The organism is Streptomyces sp. TRM68416 (assembly GCF_014596915.1).
Taxonomy (GTDB): domain Bacteria; phylum Actinomycetota; class Actinomycetes; order Streptomycetales; family Streptomycetaceae; genus Streptomyces.
The window spans coordinates 214,631-238,403 of record NZ_JACVWU010000015.1 but is presented as its reverse complement, the minus strand read 5'-3'; the positions used below and the strand labels follow the sequence as shown (position 1 = coordinate 238,403).

The following is a 23,773-nucleotide window of genomic DNA, read 5'->3' as shown; positions in this document are numbered from 1 at the left end:
GCGTACGCCGCCGGTCCGGCGCCCGCAGCGGCAGCGGGGGCGAACATCAGGTAGTGGCCGTACGCCCAGGTGAACCTCTTGAGACGGGCCTGGTGCGTCGTGGCGAGCAGCGTGTGCGCCGGTCTGGCGAAGTACAGCCACCACATGGCGAAGACCATGTGCAGGCCACCGATCGCCAGCGTGTAAGCGCGCCGGCGTCGTGATTCCGGTCGAAGGCACCGCGTACGGCCACCGCCGCGGCTGCGATGGACTCACCGAGCACGATGAGGGTGAACAGTCCGTACCGCTCGGCGATGTGGTGCGGATGTCACGGGGTCATTCCGACGGACTGCGCCCACACCGGGACGCAGACCTCGGCGACGATCAGCACGACGATGGCCGGCAGCTGCAGCCGGGCAGGCAGGAAGAGCTTCCCGACCCAGCCGATCTGGCAGCCCGTCACTCCGGCGGCGAAGCGGAGAGCCGTTCGACGCCGACCGGGGTCCGATCGCGCCGCACGCAGCCACAGAACGGCCAGGGCGGTGCGAAGGACCGCGTACCCCAGCGTGATGACGCGCAGGTCACCCTCCTCGAACGCCCGCGGGACACCGGCCGCGAGCACGAGGGACCCCGTGATCTGGACCAGTACCGCCAACCGGTACGGGACGTCGTCCGGGTCGTAGGCGGAAGCGAACCACGTGAAGTTCATCCACGCCCACCAGATGGTGAAGAACACCAGCGCGAAGCGCAGGGAACCGGCGATGTAGTGCCCGCCGGTCACCGCCGTACTCAAGCTCTCGGAGGCCTGCGCCACCGCGATGACGAAGCACAGGTCGAAGAGGAGCTCCAACGAGGTGGCGGTCCTGTGCTGCTCACCGGGGTCCCGGCCAGGCATGGTGCCGTGGGATGCACCGTGTCCTCCCGGCCATCGCCCGGCCCGCAGCGTACGCACGGGCGAGAAGCGGCTCAGCGGAGGGCTCCCAGAGCGGCTTCCACGGTCCGGTGGAAGGCGGGGTAGGTGTAGATCATGTGCCGTAGGCGTTCGACGGGTACTTCCGCGTGGACGGCGACGTTCAGCCCGTACAGCACCTCTCCTCCCGCCGGTCCTGCCGACGTCGCGCCCACGAGCACGCCCCGGTCGGCATCCTCGACCAGCTTGATGAACCCCTCGTTGCCCCGCCCGTGGATCCAGCCGCGCGTGCAGGACGCGATCGGCAGCAGACTGGTGCGCACCCGCAGTCCTTGCTCGCGGGCCTGCCCCTCCGACAGTCCCACGGCCGCGATCTCGGGGTCCGTGAAGATGACCCGGGGCAGCGCCCGGTAGTCGGCGTCGGGCCCTGGCCACCCGAGGATGTCCCGTACGGCGATCTCAGCCTGGTACATGGACACATGAGTGAAACTGCCGTGGCCGGTGATGTCGCCGATCGCCCAGAGCCCGTCCCCGGCACGCATCTGTTCGTCTGCCGGCACGTTGTGCGCCGAGGGGTCGAGCCCCGCCGCTTCGACGCCCAATGCGGCGAGGAACGGCACGCGGCCTGCCTCGGCGAGCAGGTTCGCGGCCCGGATCATCATCTTGCTGGGCACACACGCCCAGTACGGGCACTCGCCCCCGACGAGTTCCGCCTCGATCCCCACCACGTCCAGCCCGGCCTCCGCCAGACAACCCGCGACGTACTCGCCGCCGGGCCCCAGCCCAGGACGACCACATCGGCCTGCTCGCTCACGTTCATACCTCTCCTCGCCGTGCGTCGGCTGACGCCGTCGGCGAGAAGCTAGAGCGGGCGAGGCACAGGGACGCGCCCGCCCGCGCACGGGGACTTGCCCGAGAACGAACACTGGGTGTCATCCCTCGCTCAGTGCGCTGCCGAGCACCAGGACGTGCGCTCCTGGACAACGATGCCGTCGTGCGGACACCTAGCGTCACTCCTGCAGGCAGAGCCATACCCCAGGAGGCGGACAGTGACCAGCAGCAGGCAGCACCTTGGCAGCCAGCCATGGCTGCACCAGAGGGGAGAGATCATCCAGGATTTCGGGACCGTCAAGCAGTTCCCGCTCGGCCTCTCCTACGAGGCGCGCATGTACTCCTGCCAGCGCCTGAACAAGATCCTGGCGGACACCCAGATCCTCTACGGCGTCTACAAGAAGCACCACTGGCTGGTACGCGGCGCGACCTTCTACCAACTGCACCTCGTGCTGGACAAGCACGCCGGGGAACAGCTAGCACTCGTCGACACCCTTGCCGAGCGGGTCCAGACTCTTGGCGGTGTCGCGGTGGGCGACCCCCGGCACGTCGCCGAGATCACCTCGATCCCGCGGCCTCCGGACGGCGTGGAGGAAGTGCCCGCCATGCTCTCGCGGCTGCTGGCAGCGCACGAGGCGATTCTGTCCGAAGCCCATGACGCGGCATCCCGGACGGGGGAGTTGGGTGACGACGGCACCAATGACCTGTTGGTCTCCCAGGTGATCCGGACCGGCGAACTGCAGGCGTGGTTCCTTGCCGAGCATCTGGTCGACACGCCCCTGGTCCGTGCCTGAACGGGTATGAGCCGCCGACGCTCGCGGCGGCGGCTCGGCCGCTTCATGCGGTGCCGCCGGGCGAGCGCGCCTCGATCGTGTGCGTGCGGAGCACGTGGCGTGCACTGCCGACTGTGGCGATGCTCAGCCCCCGATCCTTTGCAATCACGACTAAGAGGAGAGTTCACCATGAGGAACAGTCCCCGCACATCTGAGGAGCAGGTCGAGTCGACAGGCAGACATTTCGAACCGGACCTGCGGCCGATGACCCGCATCAACCTCCACCCCATCGCCTCCCCGATGCCGGTGGGCTTCTTCGCGGTGGCGATCGCCTCCGTCGTCGCAGGCAGCCTGCAACTGGGCTTCCTCGGAGACGACGCTCATCGGGCGGTCGCCCTGACGATCCTTCCCGCCTTCATCCTGCAACTGATCGTCAGCATTCTGGCGTTCGGTGCGAGGGACGTGCTCGCGGCAACGCTCATGGCGTGCTTCTCCGGAACCTGGCTGGCGAGTTCCCTGGTGCTGGCCCTCGATCCGCCGGCGGGCTTTGAGGTGCTCGGCGTGCTCAATCTCGTGTTCGCCGTGTTCGCGCTGATGATGGCTACCGTCGCGACCCGCAAGCGTGCGATGTGGCTCGTGCTGTGTGTGGCTGTGCCCCGCTTCGCAGCGGCCTCGCTCTTCAACTTCACCGGGGCAGCCTGGCTTGGCTACATTTCCGGGGCCTTCGGACTGCTCCTCGCGGGTGTGGCCATGTATGCCGCGTTCGCTCTCATGCTGGAGGACATGCGAGGCGAGGAGGTACTGCCCGTAGGACGCCGGGGCCCGGCGCACGACGCCGTGGAAGGGGACCTGGCTGTGCAGCTGCGCAACCTCGAACGTCAGGCGGGCGTGCGACGGACGCTGTGAGTCGTTGAGCAGGGAGTCAAGCGGGATCATTTCGGGAGAAGCGAGACATGGGCTGCCGTTCGTTTCTCCCCGGATTCTCCCCAGCGTTCGTGGAAGTCCAAAAGCCCTGTTCAGAGGCCCATCGGAAGGCAGGCGAGGAGGATGCGGCGAGCTCTCGGCGGACCCTCGAACTTGGCAAGGAGATCGCCGGCAGTCTCTCCCGGAGTGATGTCCTGGGCCGCTGGATGGCCCATCACATCAGTGACTTGATCATTCAGGCGTGGAACGCCACGGGGGGGCAGAGGCGGACCTGCGTCGCGAAGCTGCGACCGCCATCCTTGCTGGATCTTCCCATCTGGGCGTGACCCCAGTGAGGACGCCATGGCCGGAGCACCACTGCTTCGGCTCGCGTTGAGCCTTGAGGAGACCGTCCGCGACATTGCAGGCGAGATTGTCGCGTTTGCTGCCCAAGTGTCCGTTGCAGATGAAGGCAACGGTGCTCGGTGGCAGGCTTTGCGGGGAACGGGATGGGGGTGGAGTCGCCGGCGCAGGGCCCATGCCGTCGGCTGATTCTCCCCAGTGGCTTCAGGAGGGTAAAAGTGCTGTTCAGAGGTGCAACGGAGGCAGGTAGAGGAGATCACCTGCATCACTTCTCCCCAGAGACTCCCCAGGGCTGATTTCGTCCCGGTCCCTGACCGGTGCGGGGGCAAAGGCCGTGCAAGAGCTGAGATCGGCAAGAGGGACTCAGAGCCAGTCGCGCCGCTTGAAAATCACGTACAAACTGATGCAAACCACCCCCATCAGGCCGATCGCAAAGGGGTACCCGAAGCGCCAGTCCAGCTCCGGCATGTGGTCGAAGTTCATGCCGTAGATCGTGCCGACCAGCGTCGGGGCGAAGAGGATGGCCGCCCATGCGGAGATCTTCTTGATCTCCTCGTTCTGCTCGAACCCCGCCTCCGCCAACGCCCGCATCTCGGCGTTCTGTTGCTGGGTGACCAGGGTCGCGTTGACCGTGAGGATGTCGGTGAGGGCCTGGCGGAAGCCGTCGACGCGCTCGCTGGTGTGGGTGACGTGGTCGGCGACGTCGCGCAGATAGCGCTGGAGCTCCTCGTCGGTGCCGTACTTGGCGAAGCCCGCCATCAGACCGTGCAGCATCCCGACCAGGGGGCGGGTGGCGCGCTGGAACTCGACCATCTCGCGGGAGAGTTCGTAGATGCGGCGGGAGACCGCGGGGTCGCCGCCGAACACTTCCGTCTCGATCTCGTCGATGTCGTTCTGGACGCCGGCGACGACCGGCGCGTAGCCGTCGACGACCGCGTCGAGGATGGCGTAGAGCACGGCCTCCGGGCCGAGTTTGAGCAGCTCCGGCGTCTCCTCCATACGGCGGCGGACCGCCGACAGGTCGGGGGCCGCCCCGTGCCGGACGGTGATCACGAAGTCGGGTCCGACGAAGACGTGCAGCTCCCCGAAGTCGACCTCCTCCGGCGCGTCGAGGTAGCGGGCCGCGCGCAGCACGACGAAGAGGGTCTCGCCGTAGCGTTCCAGCTTGGGGCGCTGGTGGGCCTCCATCGCGTCCTCGACGGCGAGCGGGTGCAGGTCGAACTCGGCTGCCAGAGACAGCAGTTCGGACTCGGGCGGACGGGCGAGGCCGATCCACGCCATGCCGGACGGCTGCTCCCGCAGCTCACGGAAGGTCTCGGCGAGGGTGGCGGGGGAGGAGACGCGGACGCCGTCGCGGTAGAGGGCCGCCTGGACGATGCTGGGCGGCTCCGGCACGGCGGGAGGCCGGCCGGTCGGCGGCTCCTCCGGCCGGTTTGAAGCGGCCGGAGGGGTCAGGGCACGGCGCCAGACGGACTTCCTCTTCGCTGCGGGGCGGGCGCGTCGCTCGGACATCGGTGCTGCCTCTCGACCGGCGTCGGGTGATCACGAAGCAGGGTATACGGGGCACATTGCATCGGAGTACGGGCGATTCCGGGATTGCGGACCGTTCTTGTCCGCATGCGGGACTAGCGTGCGGAGCATGACGAAGACGGCACCCGTGCTCGGTACCCGCGCCCTCAACCGCGCGACCCTCGACCGGCAACTCCTCCTGCGCCGCGCGGACCTCGACGCGAAGTCCGCCGTCGGGCATCTGCTCGGCCTCCAGGCCCAGAACGTCAAGCCCCCGTACTACGCGCTCGCCGCCCGCCTGGACGGCTTCGCCCCCGAGCACCTGTCGCGGCTGATGGCCGACCGCGAGGCCGTCCGCATCGTCACCATGCGCTCGACCATCCACACCCACACCGCCGACGACTGCCTCACCCTGCGCCCCCTGGTGCAGCCCGCCCGCGAACGCGAACTCGGCCTCTTCCGCAAGGGGCTCGACGGCGTCGACCTGGACCGGCTCGCCGCGCTCGCCCGCAAGCTGGTCGAGGACGAGCCGCGCACCATGAAACAGTTGCGCGAGGCGCTCCTCGTCGAGTGGCCGGACGCCGATCCGCAGGCCCTCGGGCTCGCCGCCCGCTGCCGGCTACCGCTCGTCCAGGTCACCCCGCGCGGGCTGTGGGAGCGCAGCGGCCAGGTCGCCCTCACCACCGCCGAGCACTGGCTGGGCCGGCCGGCCGAACCGGCGCCGACGCCCGACGACACCGTGCTGCGCTATCTCGCCGCCTTCGGACCGGCCTCGGTCAAGGATATGCAGACCTGGGCGGGCCTGACCCGGCTGCGCGAGGCGTTCGAGCGGCTGCGGCCCCGGCTGGTCACCTTCCGCGACGAGAAGGGCGTGGAGCTCTTCGACCTTCCCGACGCGCCCCGCCCCGACCCGGACACCCCGGCCCCGCCCCGCTTCCTCCCCGAGTTCGACAACCTGCTGCTCTCGCACGCCGACCGCACCCGCGTGGTGCCGCCGGAGTACTGGGGCCTCGCCTGGCAGGGCAACCAGGCCCACCGGACCTTCCTCGTCGACGGCTTCCTGGCCGGCGTGTGGAAGCTCCGCGAACAGACGCTCGTCGTCGAGCCCTTCGGCACCCTCACCAAGGCACAGCGCACCCAGCTCACCGCCGAGGGGGAACGGATGCTGGCCGTGATGCACCCGGACACGTCCTACGACATCGAGTTCGGGACTGTCAGGTCGTAGGCCGTGATGGGGACCGCTATTCCGCGCGCCCCGTCACCGCCACCGTCACCCCGAGCCCGATCATCGTGCAGCCGCCGGCGCCGCCGATCAGTGACAGACGGCGGTCGGAGCGGGCGAACCAGGTGCGGGCGGCGGACGCGGTCAGGCCCCACAGGGTGTCGGTGACCAGGCCGATCGAGATCGGGACCAGGCCGAGCAGCAGCATCTGGAGCGGGATGTGGCCCGCGGAGTGGTCGACGAACTGGGGCAGCACGGCGGCGAAGAACACCACGCCCTTGGGGTTGGTGACACCGACCAGAACGCCGTCCAGCACGGTACGCCGGTCACTGCGGGCGGGGCCCGCGGGCGCCTGCACGGCCGAGGCCTTCAGCTCCCGCCGGTGCCGGAAGGCCTGCACCCCGAGGAAGACCAGATAGGCGGCGCCCGCCAGCTTGACCGTCAGATAGACCGTCACCGACCGCTCCACCAGCGAGCCGATGCCCACCGCGACCGCGACCACCAGCAGATAGGAGCCGACGACATTGCCGAGCGCGGTCGCCACGGCCGTACGGCGGCCGTGGGCCAGCGCCCGTCCGATCACGAACAGCACGCTCGGCCCCGGGATCACGATCACCAGCAGGGACATCGCCGCGAACGCCAGCAAGCGGTCCATGGACACCATGGACCGAGCATAGTCATGTGACGCGCGCGTGGAGAGGTGGAGAGGGGGCGCTGCGGGCCGCTCGTGGAGGCCCGCAACGCCCCCTGGTTCATCACCTGAGAGGTGGCTCAGGAATCCTTCCGGGCTACGAGTTGACCTGCGCGGTCACCTGGCTGGAGAAGGTGGTCAGCCGGGCGTAGACGCCGGGGTAGCCGGCCGTCGCGCATCCCTCGCCCCAGGAAGTGACCCCCGCCAGGACGCCCCCGACGAGCAGGGGACCGCCGCTGTCGCCCTGGCAGGTGTCGATGCCGCCGGAGGTGTATCCGGCGCAGACCATGTCGGACCGGACGAAGTCCGAACCGTAGGAGCTGCCGCAGCTCGCGTCGGAGACCATCGGCACGGTCGCCGTCCGCAACTGGTTGGAGGAGCTGCCGCCCGCCGAGGTGGTGCCCCAGCCGATGATGCGGGCGGTGGTGCCGGCCGCGTACACGGAGGTGTCCGTGGCGGAGACGTACGGCGCCGTGGTGTACGGCATCGACGTCGACAGGGTCAGTACGGCCACGTCGGCGCGGTTGTCGGAGGCCGTGTAGCCGGGGTGGGTCCAGATGCGGCTGACCCGGGCGACAGTGCCGTTCGTACCGTTGCGGTAGGTGCGGCCGCCGACGACGCGCACGCTGCTGGTGCTCTCGCCGACCATGCAGTGGGCCGCGGTGACGACCTTGGTGGGCGAGACGAGCGTGCCACCGCAGAACTGGTTCTGCGACGCGTCCGTGATCTGCATCATGAACGGGTACGTCGTGGTGGTGGTCGTGCTGCCGCCGACAATGGGTTGGGGAGCGGCGGTGGCGGTGGGGGCGAGGCCGATGAGCGCGGTGGCGGCGGTGGCCGCCAGAGCGACAGCGGTCCTTCTGGCACGGGTGAGCCCGAACATGAGTCTCCTCATTGCGTTGCCGGTGGGGGGTCGCGCGGGTGTGGGGGGTGGTCACGGGAGCCGTGGGACCGACCCCCGCGTGCCCGGCGAGCGGCACACCCTTACGCTAGAACCCGCGGACTCCCCTTCCCAATGAGGGAACCCCCTAGGGGAGTTGGGCAGGGAAAACCCTCGGTCGGCCCTGGTCAAACCCCCGTTGGCGGTGAATCCGCCTCCGATGGCGGTGAATTCGTCGCGTTGCCGGTAAAACCGTCGCGTTGCCGGTGGATTCGCCCCCGTTGCCAGTGAACCCGCCGTCAACTCACCGTGCGGACCGGCCCGCCGCGAGTCTCACGATGTCCACCCGCGAGCGGATCCCCAGCTTGCGGTAGACCCGGGTCAGGGTCGCCTCCACCGTCTTGACGCTGATGAACAGCCGCGCGGCGATCTCCCGGTTGGTGGCGCCCTCCATGACCAGCGCGGCCACCTGACGCTCCATCGAGGCGAGCGCCTCCAGCGCGTCGAGCGCGGCGGCGGGCGCGGGTTCCGGGTCGGCCGGGGGTGCCGAAGCGGCCGCCTCGACCTGGCTCAGCCAGGGCAGCGCGCGGCAGCGCCGGAACAGCCGCGCCGCCTCGTCGTACGACGCGGCACCCTCACGGTCCGACACGGGGGCGCGGCCCGTCCGTCGGGCGCGCAGCGTGGCCAGGGCGAAGGCGGCCCGCGCCTCCTCCAGGCCGTAGCCGAGCTTGGCGAGCCGGTCCTGCACCGACGTGAGCCGGCCGACGGCCCGCTCGTGGTCGCCGCGTGCCGCCTGCACCAGCGCCTCCGCCCGGTCCAGCACGGCCAGCACGCTCTCCCGCCCGAGGCGCAGCGCGTGTTCGCGGGTGACGTCGACGATGTCCTGCGCCTCGTCCGTCTCGCCGATCCGCACGAGCGCCTCGGCGAGGTCGCCCTGCCAGCGGCCCCGCGCCGGGTCGGTGATGCCGAGGCCGAGCTCCAGTTCCCGCACCCGGCGCAGCGAGGTGACGGCCGCGGGTGCGTCACCGGCCACGAGCTGGGCGTGACCGAGGGCGGCCAGGGCGCGGGAGACGTACATCTGGTCGCCGTCCTCCTCGGCGTGCTCCAGTGCTTCGCGGGCCAGCGCCAGCGCCCGGTCCACGTCTCCGCCCGAGGCCTCGGCGAGCGAGGTGAGCACGGCGGAGGCGACCTCGCCGATGCCGGTGTCCCGGGCCATGCGCAGGCTCTCCCGGGCCAGGTCCAGGGCGCGGGCGCAGTGTCCGGTGCGCAGTTCGGTCTCGGCCAGCCCGCGCAGGAAGTGCACCTCGCTCTCGACCGAGCCGCGCCGCCGCACCTCGCGCAGCAGCCCCGTGACGGTGGCGCGCGCCTCGGAGAGCTGGTCGCTCATGACGAGCCAGCGGAAGCGGGCGTAGCCGGCGCCGTTGTGATGGCAGGCCACCCTCGGGTCCTGGGGCTCCTTCAGCGCGCGCTTGATGGTCATGGGCGCGTCCGCGTGGCCCATGAGGGTCTCGATCTGGGCCTGGAAGGCGAGCGCCATCAGCTCGGTGTACCGGTCGCCGCCCCGCGCGGCCAGCTCCGCCGAGTAGGCGGCCTCCTCGCGGGCGCGGTCGAAGTCGCCGTCCACGAGCAGGGCCCGCCAGGTCAGCTGGTAGTGGATCAGGGCGAGCAGCTTCGGATCGTCCCCCGCGTCGGCCAGGGCCTGCGGGAAAACGGCGTCCACCTCGGTCATCGCGTGCCCGGCCGTCTCGATCACCGTGATCCACGACCGCACCCGGTCCGCGGGCACCGTCGACCGCGACAGCACCTCGCGCGCGATGTCCCGGGCGAGGTCCAGTTCCCCGGCCGTGATGGCATCCTCTGCGGCCTGGAGCCGCAGGCTCTCGGCGCTGAGCGGGGGCTGACGGTTCGGGACGGGTTGGGGCGCTTCCGGCCCGGACCGCGCGCCGTCCGGACCGGCGTGCGGCTCCGCCCGCCCGCCCCGCGGTTCCACCGAACCTGCCTGCGCTTCCGGACCGGGCCGTGGAGATTCCAGGCCGGGGCGCGGCTCTGCCGGGCCCGCCTGCGGTTCTTCCGGGCCGGTCAGGGGCTCTTTCCGGCCGGTGCGCCGTTCTTCCAGACCGGGTCGCGGCTCTGCGTGGCGCGGCTGCGGTTCGGCTGCACCGGCGTGCGGTTCGGCCGGGCCGGCCTGCGGTTCTTCCGGGCCGGGTCGCGGTTCTTCCGGACCAGCATGCGCGCCCAGGCCGGGCTGCGGGGATGCCAGGCCTGCCCGAGGCCTTTCCGAGCCCGCCCGCGGTTCTGCCACGCCGGCCTGTGGCTCGTTCAGACCTGCCCGCGGCTCTTCCAGGCTGGGCCCATGTCCTACCAGACCCGCCCGCGACTCCTCCGGGCCGGCCTGTGGCTCGTTCAGGCCCGTCCCTGGCTCCGTCAGGCCCGCCCGCGGCTCAGCCAGACTCGTCCCCGGCTCCGTCAGGCCCGCCCCCGGCGCCTCCAGACCCGCCCCCGGCGCCTCCACGCCCTCCCGCGACCCTTCCAGCTCCAGCCCTACCCCCGCCGGTGCCCCCACACCGCCGCTCGCAGGCCCGGGCGGGTTGTCGTCGGGGTCGGTCGGGGTGTGTCGGGCGGCGAGCAGGCCGAGCGACGCGGCCACCGACGGCGCGCCGCGGTCCCGGGCGAGCGCGGCGGCCTCGGCGAGGGCGGCGGCCACCTGCGGGTCGGTGCCGGTGGTCGCCAGCGCCAGGTGGCGGGCCCGCTCGATCGGGTCGGAGGCCGCCGTGGACAGCGCGGCGTGCGCGGCCCGCCGCTCCTGCGCCGGCGCCTCCGCGTACAGCGCGGCCGAGATCAGCGGGTGCGCGAACCGTACGGCGGGACCCTCCGGCTCCGTGGCGAGCAGACCGAGTTCGGCCGCCCGGGCGGTCTCCGCCTCGGCGTCCCGGCGGCCGGCCGCGTGCAACAGGGCCAGCGTGGGGCGGGCGCCGGCGCTGGCCACGAGGAGGGTGCGGCGGGCCTCGGGCGAGAGCATCTCCAGGCGGTTGAGGACGAGGGCGCGCAGCGAGGTCGGCACCGGCAGCGGCTCGCCGGGCCGGGGCGGGGTCGGGCTCTCGGCCAGGGCGCGGCCGAGTTCCAGGGCGAAGAGCGGGTTGCCGCCGCTGGTGCGGTGGATCTCCCGGACGGTGGAGCGGGGCAGGCCGGTGTAGCCGCGGTGGTCGAGCAGCGCGGCGACCTGGGTGCGGGAAAGCGGGCCGAGCCGGACGGCGAGGGTGTCCGGGGGCGCCGCGCGCAGATGGCGGTCGTACTCCTGGTCCTGGGTCCGGGCCGCGCACAGCATCCGCACCGGTGTGTCACCGAGGCGCCGGGCGGCGAAGCCGAGGAGTTCGGCGCTGGCCGGATCCAGCCACTGCAGGTCGTCGGCGACGACGAGGACGGGGCCCTCGGCGGCGAGGGCACGCAGGGCGGAGAGCACGGCCAGCCGCAGCGCGAGGCCGTCGCGCTGGAGGGTGGACTCGCCGCGGCCGGTGAGCGCCGACTCCAGGGCGGTGCGCTGGGCGGCGGGCAGCTTGTCGTAGACCTCGTCCACCACCAGGCCGAGAAGGTCGGCGAGGGCGAGGAACGGGAGATGGGATTCGGACTCGGTGGCGGAGCAGCGCAACACGGTCCGTGCCGCCGTGGCGTATTCCGCGGCCAATGACCGCAGGACGGTCGACTTTCCTATTCCGGCGGGGCCGTGCAGCAGCACGCTGCCGCCACGGGCGAGTCGCGCACGCGCGGCCGTGAACGGCTCCTCGCGGCCGATGACCAGGTCGGGGCGGGATCTGGCAGGCTCCTGGAAGTCCCGTGTCACGGTCACCGCTCCCCTCCCTCCCCGTGTCGTGTCCTGGCCAATATTAGGCAGTGTGTCTTTGAAATTCGGAGTGACGGTGTGGTGAGGGAAATAACAGCACCGGGAGCATAGGGAAATTCAAGGCGCAGGTGAATGAATGAGGCACCTGCGCAAGCGGCCGCCGGACGCCGCCACGGCCGCGGGCAGCGGGCGGCCCGGTCGAGCGGCGCAGCCGTACCGCTGCGTTCCGGATCGTCGTCGCGTCTGTCGTCACCTGTGCGTCCTTTCCGCGCGGCTCACACCCCCGTTCGGGGGTAGTGAGACCTGCGTCACGGAGTAAACGATGGCAGAGAACCGCCCGGCAATGGCCCGGTACCTAGGAGGACAGATGACGACGGAGGCGTTCCGCGCCGCACGGGACTTCCTGCTGGCACACCGCGAGGACTACCCGACGGCCTACGAGGGTTTCGCCTGGCCCCGGCCCGAGCGCTTCAACTGGGCGCTCGACTGGTTCGACGTGATCGCGGCCGGGAACGAACGCACCGCCCTGCACATCGTCGAGGAGGACGGCAGCGAGGTGCGGCTGTCCTTCGCCGAGGCGGCCGAACGGTCGAACCGCGCCGCCACCTGGCTGCGCGAGCGCGGCGTGGGCGCCGGTGACCGCATCCTGGTCATGCTCGGCAACCAGGTCGAACTGTGGGAGACCGCCCTCGCGGCGATGAAGCTGCGGGCCGTCGTCATCCCGGCCACCCCGCTGCTGGGCCCCGCCGACCTGCGCGACCGGGTGGAGCGCGGACGCGTCCGGCATGTGATCGCCCGTGCCGCGGACACCGGCAAGTTCGACGACGTCCCCGGCGACTACACCCGCATCACGGTCGGCGGCCCCCGCGAGGGCTGGCAGCGCTACGAGGACGCCTACGCCGCCTCCCCGGACTTCGCCCCCGACGGCGAGACCCGGGCCGACGACCCGCTGATGCTCTACTTCACCTCGGGCACCACCGCCCGGCCCAAGCTGGTCGAGCACACCCACACCTCGTACCCGGTCGGCCACCTGGCGACCATGTACTGGATCGGCCTCAAGCCCGGCGACGTACACCTGAACATCTCCTCGCCCGGCTGGGCCAAGCACGCCTGGTCGAACCTGTTCGCCCCCTGGAACGCCGAGGCCACCGTCTTCCTCCACAACTACACGCGCTTCGACGCCGCCCGCCTGATGACGGAGATGGACCGCGCGGGCGTGACGACGTTCTGCGCCCCGCCGACGGTCTGGCGCATGCTCATCCAGGCCGACCTGACCCAGCTCCGCACGCCCCCGCGCGAGGCCGTGGCGGCGGGGGAGCCGCTCAACCCCGAGGTCATCGAGCAGGTCCGGCGCGCCTGGGGAGTCACCGTCCGGGACGGCTTCGGGCAGACCGAGACCGCCGTCCAGGTCTCCAACAGCCCCGGCCAGCCCCTCAAGACGGGTTCCATGGGCCGGCCGAGCCCGGGCTACCGGGTGACACTGCTGGACCCGGTCACCGGCGCGCCCGGCGTCGACGAGGGCGAGATCGCGCTGGACCTGTCGGCACGCCCGGTCGGCCTGATGACCGGCTACCACGGCGACCCGGAGCGTACGGCGGAGGCGATGGCCGACGGCTACTACCGCACCGGGGACGTCGCCTCGCGGGACGAGGACGGCTATCTGACCTACGTCGGCCGCAGCGACGACGTCTTCAAGGCCTCCGACTACAAGATCAGCCCCTTCGAGCTGGAGAGCGCCCTGCTGGAGCACGAGGCGGTGGCCGAGGCGGCCGTCGTGCCCGCGCCGGACGAGCTGCGGCTCGCCGTGCCCAAGGCGTACGTCGTCCTGGCGGACGGCTGGGAGCCGGGGCCCGACACCGCGAAGGTGCTGTTCGAGCACGCGCGGGAGACGCTGGCCCCCTACAAACGCATCCGCCGCCTGGAGTTCGCCCCGCTGCCCAAGACCGTCTCCGGCAAGATCCGCCGCATCGAACTGCGCGAGGCCACCGCGGCCGGTTCGGACGCCGAGTACCGCGAGGAGGACTTCCGCTGACCCCTGCGCTCAGGGAACCGACGGGACCGCGCTCCCCGGCGACACGGTCGGTGTCCGGAAAGGTGCGCAAGATCGAGCTGGGGGAGAGGTACGCCGACCGATCCACCGCCGGGGCGGGGCGCGGCCCGTAAGATCAGGTGCCCTTGGGGGTGATTATGGGCAGGCAGCGTCTCGGCTCGCCGACGCTGGAGCAGGTCGCCGCCCTCGCCGGCGTCGGGCGAGGGACCGTGTCGCGGGTCATCAACAACGCGACGGGCGTACGGGATTCGACGCGCCGCGCCGTCGAGCGGGCCATCGCCGAACTGGGCTACGTGCCCAACCTGGCCGCCCGCTCCCTGGCCGGGCGGCGTGCGGACGCCGTGGCGCTGGCGATGACGGAGCGGGACTGGCGGCTGTTCGGGGAGCCGTTCTTCGCGGAGATCGTCCGGGCGGTCGGCGACGCCCTCGCCGACACGTCGGTGCAGCTGCTGCTCACCCTGATCCGCACGGACGACGAGCGGCGGCGCTTCGTGGAGTTCGCGCGCGGCGGGCGGGTGGACGGGGTCCTGCTGATGTCGGTGCGCGCCGACGACCGGCTGCCGGACATGCTCGCCGAGGCCGGACTGCCCACCGTGCTGCTGGGCCGGCGCTCGGGTGACGAACACGTCACCTACGTGGACGCGGACAACGTGGGCGGCGCCCGCGGCGCGGTCGAACACCTGCTGCGCGGCGGGCGCAGGCGGATCGCCGCCGTCACCGGGCCGCTCGACATGTACGTCACCCAGTGCCGGCTGCGCGGCTACCGGGAAGCGCTGGTCGCCGCCGGTCTGGAGCCGCTGACCTCGCTGGTCGTGGAGGGTGATTTCACCGAGGACAGCGGCCGCCGGGCGACGACCGCCGTCCTCGAACGGCACCCGGACGTCGACGCCGTCTTCGCCGCCTCGGACACCATGGCCGCCGGGGCACTGGCGGTGCTGCGGGCGGCCGGCCGCCGGGTGCCCGACGACGTCGCGGTGATCGGCTTCGACGACTATCCGCTCGCCCGGCACACCCACCCCGCGCTGACCACGGTCCGCCAGCCGCTGGAGGAGATCGGCCGGACCCTGGTGCGGCTGCTGCTGGAGGAGACGGAGCAGCCCGAGGTGGCCTGGCGGCATGTCATCCTGCGCACCCGGCTGGTGGTCCGCGACTCGGCCTGAGAGGCCCGCATCGGGAGCGCTCCCAAGTTTCGCGGTGAATGGGGCGGTCGCGCGCCTCCCTGTGACCTGCGACTTCGAAATACCTTCGACGCATTCGTGCGCGCAGGGTTGTCAGGGACATGGGCGGACTCCTACAGTCCGGACCGAACCGGTGGGGTGGGAGCGCTCCCATCAGTGGGGAGGTGGGAGCGCTCCCGTACCGACCTCCGTATCGGCCCGCACCGGTCCCGTACTGGCTCCGTCGAATCCGGACCCACCTCCGAGAGAGGCACCCGCATGCGACTGTTACCGCACCGTCCCCGCACCGCGCGCGTCCTGTTCACCGCACTGCTCTCCGCGCTCGCCCCCGTCGTGGCACTCCTCGTCGCGACGCCGCCGGCCCAGGCCGACACCACGATCTGCGAACAGTACGGCTCGGCTGTCATCCAGGGCCGGTACGTCGTCCAGAACAACCGCTGGGGCACCAGCGCCCCCCAGTGCGTCACCACCACCGACACCGGCTTCCGGGTCACCCAGGCCGACGGCTCGGTCCCCACCAACGGCGCCCCGAAGTCGTACCCCTCGGTCTTCAACGGCTGCCACTACACCAACTGCTCACCGGGCACCGCCCTCCCCGCGCGCATCAGCACCATCTCCAGCGCGCCCAGCAGCATCTCCTACGGCTATGTCTCCGGCGCCGTGTACAACGCCTCGTACGACATCTGGCTGGACCCGACGCCGCGGACCGACGGGGTGAACCGGACCGAGATCATGATCTGGTTCAACCGGGTGGGCCCGGTCCAGCCGATCGGATCCCCGGTGGGCACGGCCAACGTCGGCGGGCGTTCCTGGGAGGTGTGGACCGGCAGCAACGGCTCCAACGACGTGATCTCCTTCGTCGCTCCCTCGGCGATCAGCAGCTGGAGCTTCGACGTCATGGACTTCGTCGGCCAGGCCGTCGCCCGGGGGCTGGCGCAGAACAACTGGTACCTGACCAGCATCCAGGCCGGGTTCGAGCCCTGGCAGAACGGTGCCGGGCTCGCGGTGCACTCGTTCTCCTCGACCGTGAACACCGGTGGTGGCGGCCCGGGGCCCGGTGACCCGACGACCACCTGCCAGGTGTCGTACGCCACCAATGTCTGGCAGGGCGGCTTCACCGCCGACGTCACGGTCAGGAACACCGGCACCGCCGCGGTCGACAACTGGCGGCTCGGCTTCACCCTGCCCTCCGGCCAGAGCGTGACCAACGCGTGGAACGCCACGCTGTCCGGTTCGTCGGGTGCCGTCACCGCGAGCCCCGCGGCGCACAACGCGCGGATCGCGCCCGGCGGCAGCCAGACCTTCGGCTTCCAGGGCACCTACGGCGGCACCTTCGCCAAGCCCGCCGGGTTCAGCCTGAACGGAACGCCCTGCACCACCGCGTAACCCCAGCCGGTGCCCCACGGCACCGCCCCCTTCCGGGGCCCGCCCCACTTCCCCCACGCCACGAGGGCGGGCCCCGGACCCCCCTCCCCCCTCGCCCCTCCGGCCCGCACCCGGAAAGGCCCGCCCCATGACTCCGAGCCGAAGCCCGTCCGTCGGCCGCGCTGCGCGCTCCGCCGGACATGGCGTGATGTGTCGTCGTTCGCCGCGGGTCCGTCGTGGCTGGTCGCGCAGTTCCCCGCGCCCCTATGGGGCGCTGCCGGACCGCAGTCGAATGAGCCGCGTTGCCCCGGGCGGGGGTGTGTCGGCTGCCGGTGTTCGGTCGGTGCAGGGAAAGGATGGTCGCCGATGACTCCGTCCCGACGCCCGTCCACCGGCCGCCGTGCCCGGGCTGCCCGTCGCCCCACCCGCGTCGCCGTCGTGCGCCCCGTGTCCCTTGCCCCGACCGGTTGCGCCGCCGCACGGCCGGTCGAGGTCCCGGTGGCGGCAGTCGCCGGGTTCGCCGGGGCTCCGCTGCCTGTCCCGGTCGTGTCCGCCGGGGGTGTGTCGGCCGCCGCCGTCCTGCCCGCACCCGGAAAGGCCCGTCGCCCATGACTCCGAGCCGAAGCCCGTCCGCCGCCCGCCGCGCCCTGCCCGGCCGCCGCTCCACCCACGTCGCCGTCCTGTGCGCCGCGGCCCTCGCCCTGACCGGCCTGGCCGCCGTACCTCCCACCGAGGCGTCGGTGACGGTCGCCGCCGGGCGTGCCGCGGGCCCGGCGGCTCTCGGCGCCCCGCCCGCCGAAGGCCGGGGTGCCGCCGCCGTTCTCCCGTACCAGGACCCCTCCGTGCCCGTGCCCCAGCGGGTCGCCGACCTGCTCGGCCGGATGGCGCTCGACGACAAGCTCGGGCAGATGACGCAGGTCGAGAAGGACGCGCTCGTCCCGCAGGCCGACCTCGCGGCCCACCGCATCGGGTCGGTGCTGTCCGGGGGCGATTCCACCGTCAGCCCGAACAACGCGCAGACCTGGGCCGACACCTACGACTCGCTCCAGCGCACGGCCCTGGGCACGCCGCTCGGCATCCCGGTGATCTACGGCATCGACGCGGTGCACGGCCACAACGCGGTCCGCGGGGCCACCCTGTTCCCGCACAACATCGGCCTGGGTGCCACGCGTGATCCGGCGCTGGTGCAGCGGGTCGGGCGGGCGGTGGCCGAGGAGGTGGCGGGGACCGGCATCGACTGGTCGTTCGCGCCCTGTCTGTGCGTGGCGCGCAACGACCGGTGGGGCCGCACCTACGAGTCCTTCGGCGAGACGCCCGAACTGCCCACGTCCATGGCCACGTTCGTGACCGGCATGCAGGGCACGGCCCTGGGCGCCGACCGGGCCTCCGTGCTGGCGACCGCCAAGCACTACCTCGGCGACGGCGGCACCACCGGCGGAGTCGACCAGGGCAACACCGAGCTGTCCGAGGCGGAGCTGCGCGCCATCCATCTGCCCCCCTTCCAGGAGGCGGTACGGCGGGGCGTGGGCTCGGTGATGCTCTCGTACAGCAGTTGGAACGGCGTGCGGTCGCACGCCCACAAGTACCTCGTCACCGACGTGCTCAAGGGCGAGCTGGGCTTCACCGGATTCGTCGTCTCCGACTGGGCCGCGGTCGACCAGCTCGACGGGCGGACCGGCTTCACGGGCGCCGAGATCGCCACGGCCGTCAACGCAGGCGTCGACATGGTGATGGTCCCGCACGACTACCGGAAGTTCCTCACCCTGCTGCGCGACGAGGTGACCGCCGGGCGGATCACGCAGGCGCGGATCGACGACGCCAACCGCCGCATCCTCACCAAGAAGTTCCAGCTCGGTCTCTTCGAACGGCCGCTCACCGACCGCTCGTTGACACCGGGCGTCGGCTCCGCCGAGCACCGGGCGCTGGCCCGGCAGGCCGTACGGCAGTCGCAGGTGCTGCTGAAGAACGACGGCGTCCTGCCGCTGGCGAAGGGCGCGAAGCTGTTCGTGGCCGGCAAGTCGGCCGACGACATCGGCAACCAGAGCGGCGGCTGGACCCTGGGCTGGCAGGGCCGCAGCGGACCGGTCACCGAGGGCACCACGATCCTCCAGGGCCTGCGCGCCGCCGCGACCGACCCGTCCCGGATCACCTACGACCGCTACGGCAACGGCATCGACGGCAGCTACACGGCCGCTGTGGCGGTGGTGGGGGAGACGCCGTACGCCGAGATGCACGGCGACCGGCCCGGCGGGATGGGCCTTGACCAGGAGGACCTGCAGACCCTGGACCGGCTGAAGGCGAGCGGGGTGCCCGTCGTGGTGGTCCTGGTGTCCGGGCGGCCGCTCGACATCGCCGCTCAACTCCCCGACTGGAGCGCCCTGTTGGCGGCCTGGCTGCCCGGCACCGAGGGCGCCGGGGTCTCGGACGTGCTCTTCGGCGACCACGCCCCGACCGGCAGACTCCCCGTGACGTGGATGCGCAGCGCCTCCCAGCAGCCCATCAACCACGGCGACGGCAAGAGCCCGCTCTTCCCCTACGGGCACGGCCTGACGTACGGCACGACCCCGGGACCGGATCCGGACCCGGACCCCGACCCGGAGCCCAGGGCCTGCACCGCCCGGCTCAAGGTCGTCTCGTCCTGGTCCGGCGGCCACCAGGCGGAGGTGACCGTCGAGAACACCGGCACCGGCCCGCTCACCGGCTGGTCCGTCGCCTGGGACCTGGGCGGGGCCACCGTCTCCAGTCTGTGGAACGGCTCCCTGACCGTGACCGACGGCCGTGCGACCGTGCGCAACGCCGCTCACAACGGCGCCCTGTCACCGGGCGCCACCACCTCGTTCGGCTTCACCGCGAGCGGCAGCCCCGGTACGCCCGCTCCCCGGTGCACCGGTTCCTGACGTACGGCCCGCACCACCCCCATACTCCCTCGCCCGGTCCCGAGCGGCGTCTTCCTCGGGCGGGCGAGGGGTTCCACAGCGGACGGCTACGACGAACGAGGAGGCACCATGGCTCGACGCAGCAGAAAACGGCTCCTCTCCTGGGCGGCGGTATTGGCCACCCTGCTCAGCGGGCTGGGCCTGGCCCTGCTCGGTCAGGGCAGCGCACAGGCGCACGGCGTGGCGATGATGCCCGGATCGCGGACCTACCTCTGCTATCTGGATGCCAAGACCACCACCGGCGCGCTGGACCCGACGAACCCGGCGTGCAGGGCGGCGCTCGCCGAGAGCGGTGCGACGGCTCTGTACAACTGGTTCGCCGTGCTCGACTCCAACGCGGGCGGGCGCGGTCCGGGCTACGTCCCGGACGGCAAGCTGTGCAGTGCCGGGGACCGGTCCCCGTACAACTTCACCGGGTACAACGCGGCCCGCGCGGACTGGCCCCGGACGCACCTGACCTCCGGGGCGACCATGCGGGTGCGGTACAGCAACTGGGCCGCGCACCCGGGCGACTTCCGGGTGTACCTGTCGAAGCCCGGTTACTCGCCCACCAAACCGCTGGGCTGGGGTGACCTGGAGCTCATCCAGACGGTCACCGACCCGCCCCAGTCGGGCGGACCGGGGAGCGATTCCGGTCACTACCACTGGAACCTCAACCTGCCCTCGGGCCGGTCGGGCGACGCGGTGCTGTTCATCCAGTGGGTCCGCTCCGACAGCCAGGAGAACTTCTTCTCCTGCTCCGACATCGTCTTCGACGGCGGCAACGGCGAGGTGACCGGCATCCGCGACCCGGGCGGCACCACCCCCACCCCGACGCCCACGCCGACCCCCACCCCGACGCCCACCGACCCGCACACCGGCTGCATGGCCGTGTACGCGGTGACGAACTCCTGGAGCGGCGGCTTCCAGGGCTCGGTCGAGGTGATGAACCACAACACGGCCGCGATGAACGGCTGGGCCGTGCGCTGGCGGCCGGGCGACGGCACCCGGATCAGCAGTGTCTGGAACGGCGCGCTCAGTACCGGGACCGACGGCACGGTCACGGTGAGGAACGTCGACTACAACCGGACCGTCCCGCCGGACGGCAGTGTCACCTTCGGCTTCACGGCCACCTCCACCGGCAACAACGTGCCGGTGGGCTCGATCGGCTGCGTCAACCCGTAGGCGCGTCTCCCTTCACCGCGGCGCCGGCTCCCACCCCTCCGGGAGCCGGCGCTGTCGTCAGCCCGCGGGGGACTCCAGCGCCTCGGCGTGGTCGTTGACCGGCTTCGGGGTGCCGGTGAGGTCCAGGACGAACAGCGGGACGCGCAGGGCGTCGGCGCGGACGCGGGCCTCGGGGGCGTATCCGGCGAGGGAGAAGTAGACGCAGTCCGACGACTCCGTCATGGCGGTCAGCCACAGGCACTCCACGTCCCGTACGCCGGCCGGGCGCACGGTCGGGTCCACCTGGGCGAGCAGGCCGCGGGCGGCGAGACCGATGCCGTGCGGGGGCCGCTGGTCGGCGCGGCGGATCTCCCGGTAGCCGAGCCACCGCAGGTACAGGGCGGCGGCCGTGACGGCGTCCCGCGCGGTGCGGATCGTCACGGGCTGGAAGGGGGCCCGCCGCCGCGGGGTGTCGAGGACCTGGGTGCCGGGGCGGGCCGGGGAGAGCGTCCCGGCCACCGCGATCCGCACCACCGTCCCGCACGCGCATCCCAGCTCCGGATGGGGCCACTGGTCGCTGCGGCCGCAGGAGGCGCACTGGACGGTGACCCACTCCTCGGCCCAGGTCCGGTGGGTGACGGCCGTCGGTGTCCCGCGCGGGTCGAGCGGCGGGGCGACGGGTGCTCCGCAGGCGCACGGGTAGGCCGGCGCGGCGTACTGGTGCTCGCGCCGGCAGGCCGGGCAGCGCACCGACACGCTCTGGGGCATGTCCCCATGGTGCTGCAGGAGTCCCCCGCTTGTCCGTCGCTTGTCCGTCTCTTGACGGCCTTGGAGCCGCCACTTACATTGATTCCAGATAGTAGAAGTTAGTTTCCGTAATGCGGAATAAATACGGAAGCGATACGGAACCAATACGGAAGAGCTCAACCGCGGGGCGCGACGGGAGTGCGAATCCGACAGCCGAAGCAGGAGTACTCGATGGCTCGAATGACCGCTGCCCGTGCGGCAGTTGAGATCCTCAAGCGCGAGGGCGTCAGTAACGCGTTCGGTGTGCCGGGGGCGGCGATCAACCCGTTCTACGCCGCGCTCAAGGCGTCCGGCGGCATCCACCACACCCTCGCCCGCCATGTGGAGGGCGCCTCGCACATGGCCGAGGGCTACACCCGCACCCACGCGGGCAACATCGGCGTCTGCATCGGTACGTCCGGCCCCGCCGGCACCGACATGATCACCGGCCTGTACTCCGCCATCGGCGACTCCATCCCGATCCTGTGCATCACGGGCCAGGCCCCGACCGCCGTGATCCACAAAGAGGACTTCCAGGCCGTCGACATCGCCTCCATCGCCAAGCCGGTCACCAAGATGGCGGTGACCGTCCTGGAGGCCGCGCAGGTCCCCGGCGTCTTCCAGCAGGCCTTCCACCTCATGCGCTCCGGCCGACCCGGCCCGGTCCTCATCGACCTGCCGATCGACGTGCAGCTCACCGAGATCGAGTTCGACCCGGAGACCTACGAGCCGCTGCCCGTCTACAAGCCGGCCGCGACCCGGGCCCAGATCGAGAAGGCGATCGGCATGCTGAACGCCGCCGGGCGCCCGCTGCTCGTCGCGGGCGGCGGCGTCATCAACGCCGACGCCGCCGAACTCCTCGTCGAATTCGCCGAGTTGACGGGTACCCCGGTCGTCCCGACCCTCATGGGCTGGGGCGTCCTGCCCGACGACCACGAGCTGAACGCCGGCATGGTGGGCCTGCAGACCTCGCACCGCTACGGCAACGCCACCTTCCTGGAGTCCGACTTCGTCCTCGGCATCGGCAACCGCTGGGCCAACCGCCACACCGGCAGGCTGGACGTCTACACGGCCGGCCGGACGTTCGTCCACGTCGACATCGAGCCGACCCAGATCGGCAAGATCTTCGCCCCGGACTACGGCATCGCCTCCGACGCGAAGGCCGCCCTCGAGCTGTTCGTCGAGGTGGCACGGGAGTTGAAGGCGGCGGGCAAGCTGCCCGACCGCTCCGCCTGGGCCGCGTCCGCGCAGGAGCGGAAGGCCGCCCTCCAGCGCCGTACGCACTTCGACGACATCCCGATCAAGCCGCAGCGCGTCTACGAGGAGATGAACAAGGCCTTCGGCCCCGAGACCCGGTACGTCTCCACCATCGGCCTCTCGCAGATCGCCGGCGCCCAGATGCTGCACGTGTTCAAGCCGCGGCACTGGATCAACTGCGGCCAGGCGGGCCCGCTCGGCTGGACCGTCCCGGCCGCGCTGGGCGTGGCGAAGGCCGACCCGGACGCCCAGGTCGTGGCCCTGTCCGGCGACTACGACTTCCAGTTCATGATCGAGGAACTGGCGGTCGGCGCGCAGCACAGGATCCCGTACGTCCATGTCCTCGTCAACAACTCCTACCTGGGCCTGATCCGTCAGGCGCAGCGGGCGTTCGACATCGACTTCCAGGTCAAGCTGGAGTTCGAGAACATCAACTCGCCCGAGCTGGGCGTCTACGGCGTCGACCACGTCAAGGTGGCCGAGGGGCTCGGCTGCAAGGCGATCCGGGTGACCGACCCGGCGGAGCTGGGCACGGCCCTGGAGCAGGCGAAGAAGCTCGCCGCCGAGTTCCGGGTGCCGGTCGTCGTGGAGGCGATCCTGGAGCGCGTCACCAACATCTCGATGTCGACCACCAATGACATCAGCAACGTCGTGGAGTTCGAGGAGCTGGCGACCGAGCCCGGCCACGCGCCGACCGCGATCAGGACACTGAAGGTCTGACGCGGTACACACGACGAGGGGCGGTCCGGCCTGACGGCGGGCCGCCCCTCGTCGTGTGCTCCCCCGTGGTACCGCTCGCGGTACCGCTTCCCCCGTGGTACCGCTTCCCCCGTGCGGAGCCCGCCGCCCCCGTGCCGGCGGGCTCCCCTGTGACGGCAATCTGCCCCACTCCGGGGGTGGTTGAAGCCTCCCGGCGCGTCTTCAGAGGATGATTTGAGGGTTCCGTAGCCCGTGTACGCCATGGTGCGTACGCGGGTTCAGTCGTCGTGGTGCTCGTGGAGCCCCGGCCAGTCGTCCGGGCCGCCGCCCTGCCACTCGACGAGGTCGCTCTCCGCCACGTCGGTCACGTACAGATCGGCCAGTCTCAGGAACTCGCTGACGTCGTCGATGTGCGAGGCGACGCCCAGGGTCTCGTCGCCCGAGGTGACCCGGCGAGAAC

16 protein-coding genes and 1 pseudogene are annotated in these 23,773 nt (G+C 71.6%); 9 read left to right on the top strand and 8 right to left on the bottom strand.

Features of this window, described 5'->3' with window-relative positions; genetic code table 11:
* The 3 genes and pseudogenes from ICC28_RS41140 to ICC28_RS24365 form a co-directional block, all read right to left on the bottom strand.
* Window positions 1-146 (bottom strand): low temperature requirement protein A (locus ICC28_RS41140; protein ID WP_262928495.1); only part of this gene is annotated, 146 nt, incomplete at its 3' end.
* Between the two features lie 131 nt (window positions 147-277).
* Window positions 278-874: pseudogene (locus ICC28_RS24370) on the bottom strand (low temperature requirement protein A); the annotation flags it as partial.
* Between the two features lie 71 nt (window positions 875-945).
* Window positions 946-1,617: a hypothetical protein gene (locus ICC28_RS24365; protein WP_317454089.1), complete on the bottom strand. Its 672-nt coding sequence runs from the start codon at window positions 1,615-1,617 to the stop codon at window positions 946-948.
* Window positions 1,618-1,938: 321 nt separating this feature from the next.
* Between ICC28_RS24365 and ICC28_RS24360 the strand changes: the two genes are divergently transcribed.
* Together ICC28_RS24360 and ICC28_RS24355 are read left to right on the top strand one after the other, a co-directional pair.
* Window positions 1,939-2,514 (top strand): Dps family protein, encoded by a 576-nt coding sequence (locus ICC28_RS24360; RefSeq protein WP_188290810.1) that lies wholly within the window; start codon window positions 1,939-1,941, stop codon window positions 2,512-2,514.
* 168 nt (window positions 2,515-2,682) lie between these two features.
* Window positions 2,683-3,399: an acetate uptake transporter family protein gene (locus tag ICC28_RS24355; RefSeq protein ID WP_188290809.1), complete on the top strand. Its 717-nt coding sequence runs from the start codon at window positions 2,683-2,685 to the stop codon at window positions 3,397-3,399.
* A gap of 723 nt (window positions 3,400-4,122) precedes the next feature.
* Here ICC28_RS24355 and ICC28_RS24350 read toward each other — a convergent pair.
* A complete protein-coding gene (locus ICC28_RS24350; protein WP_188290808.1) occupies window positions 4,123-5,271 on the bottom strand; it encodes a magnesium and cobalt transport protein CorA in 1,149 nt (382 codons plus the stop codon).
* A 127-nt stretch (window positions 5,272-5,398) separates the two neighbouring features.
* Between ICC28_RS24350 and ICC28_RS24345 the strand changes: the two genes are divergently transcribed.
* Window positions 5,399-6,493, top strand: coding sequence for a winged helix DNA-binding domain-containing protein (locus ICC28_RS24345; RefSeq protein ID WP_188290807.1), 1,095 nt, complete (start codon window positions 5,399-5,401; stop codon window positions 6,491-6,493).
* A 16-nt stretch (window positions 6,494-6,509) separates the two neighbouring features.
* Here the strand turns inward: ICC28_RS24345 and ICC28_RS24340 are convergent, their stop codons facing one another.
* The 3 genes from ICC28_RS24340 to ICC28_RS40750 form a co-directional block, all read right to left on the bottom strand.
* A complete protein-coding gene (locus tag ICC28_RS24340) occupies window positions 6,510-7,154 on the bottom strand; it encodes a LysE family translocator (protein ID WP_188290806.1) in 645 nt (214 codons plus the stop codon).
* A 124-nt stretch (window positions 7,155-7,278) separates the two neighbouring features.
* On the bottom strand, window positions 7,279-8,064 hold the full coding sequence (locus ICC28_RS24335; protein WP_188290805.1) for a S1 family peptidase: 786 nt from the start codon (window positions 8,062-8,064) through the stop codon (window positions 7,279-7,281).
* Between the two features lie 301 nt (window positions 8,065-8,365).
* On the bottom strand, window positions 8,366-11,905 hold the full coding sequence (locus ICC28_RS40750) for an AAA family ATPase (protein ID WP_317454088.1): 3,540 nt from the start codon (window positions 11,903-11,905) through the stop codon (window positions 8,366-8,368).
* Window positions 11,906-12,266: 361 nt separating this feature from the next.
* Here ICC28_RS40750 and ICC28_RS24320 point away from each other — a divergent pair, with 361 nt between their 5' ends.
* From ICC28_RS24320 to ICC28_RS24300, 5 genes are all read left to right on the top strand, one after another.
* Window positions 12,267-13,931 carry an AMP-binding protein gene (locus ICC28_RS24320; RefSeq protein WP_188290804.1) on the top strand — a complete coding sequence of 555 codons (1,665 nt, stop codon included), beginning with the start codon at window positions 12,267-12,269 and terminating at the stop codon, window positions 13,929-13,931.
* Window positions 13,932-14,086: 155 nt separating this feature from the next.
* On the top strand, window positions 14,087-15,109 hold the full coding sequence (locus tag ICC28_RS24315; RefSeq protein WP_188290803.1) for a LacI family DNA-binding transcriptional regulator: 1,023 nt from the start codon (window positions 14,087-14,089) through the stop codon (window positions 15,107-15,109).
* Between the two features lie 276 nt (window positions 15,110-15,385).
* Window positions 15,386-16,513, top strand: coding sequence for a GH12 family glycosyl hydrolase domain-containing protein (locus tag ICC28_RS24310; RefSeq protein ID WP_188290802.1), 1,128 nt, complete (start codon window positions 15,386-15,388; stop codon window positions 16,511-16,513).
* 587 nt (window positions 16,514-17,100) lie between these two features.
* Window positions 17,101-19,389 (top strand): glycoside hydrolase family 3 N-terminal domain-containing protein, encoded by a 2,289-nt coding sequence (locus ICC28_RS24305; RefSeq protein ID WP_223189333.1) that lies wholly within the window; start codon window positions 17,101-17,103, stop codon window positions 19,387-19,389.
* 108 nt (window positions 19,390-19,497) lie between these two features.
* The gene (locus ICC28_RS24300) at window positions 19,498-20,592 is read left to right on the top strand and encodes a lytic polysaccharide monooxygenase (protein WP_188290801.1); all 1,095 of its coding nucleotides are present in this window, start codon (window positions 19,498-19,500) and stop codon (window positions 20,590-20,592) included.
* Window positions 20,593-20,649: 57 nt separating this feature from the next.
* Here the strand turns inward: ICC28_RS24300 and ICC28_RS24295 are convergent, their stop codons facing one another.
* Window positions 20,650-21,339, bottom strand: a complete 690-nt coding sequence (locus ICC28_RS24295; RefSeq protein ID WP_188290800.1) for a hypothetical protein — start codon at window positions 21,337-21,339, stop codon at window positions 20,650-20,652.
* Window positions 21,340-21,549: 210 nt separating this feature from the next.
* Between ICC28_RS24295 and gcl the strand changes: the two genes are divergently transcribed.
* Window positions 21,550-23,334: a glyoxylate carboligase gene (gene gcl / locus ICC28_RS24290; protein ID WP_188290799.1), complete on the top strand. Its 1,785-nt coding sequence runs from the start codon at window positions 21,550-21,552 to the stop codon at window positions 23,332-23,334.
* Window positions 23,335-23,773: the final 439 nt, after the last annotated feature.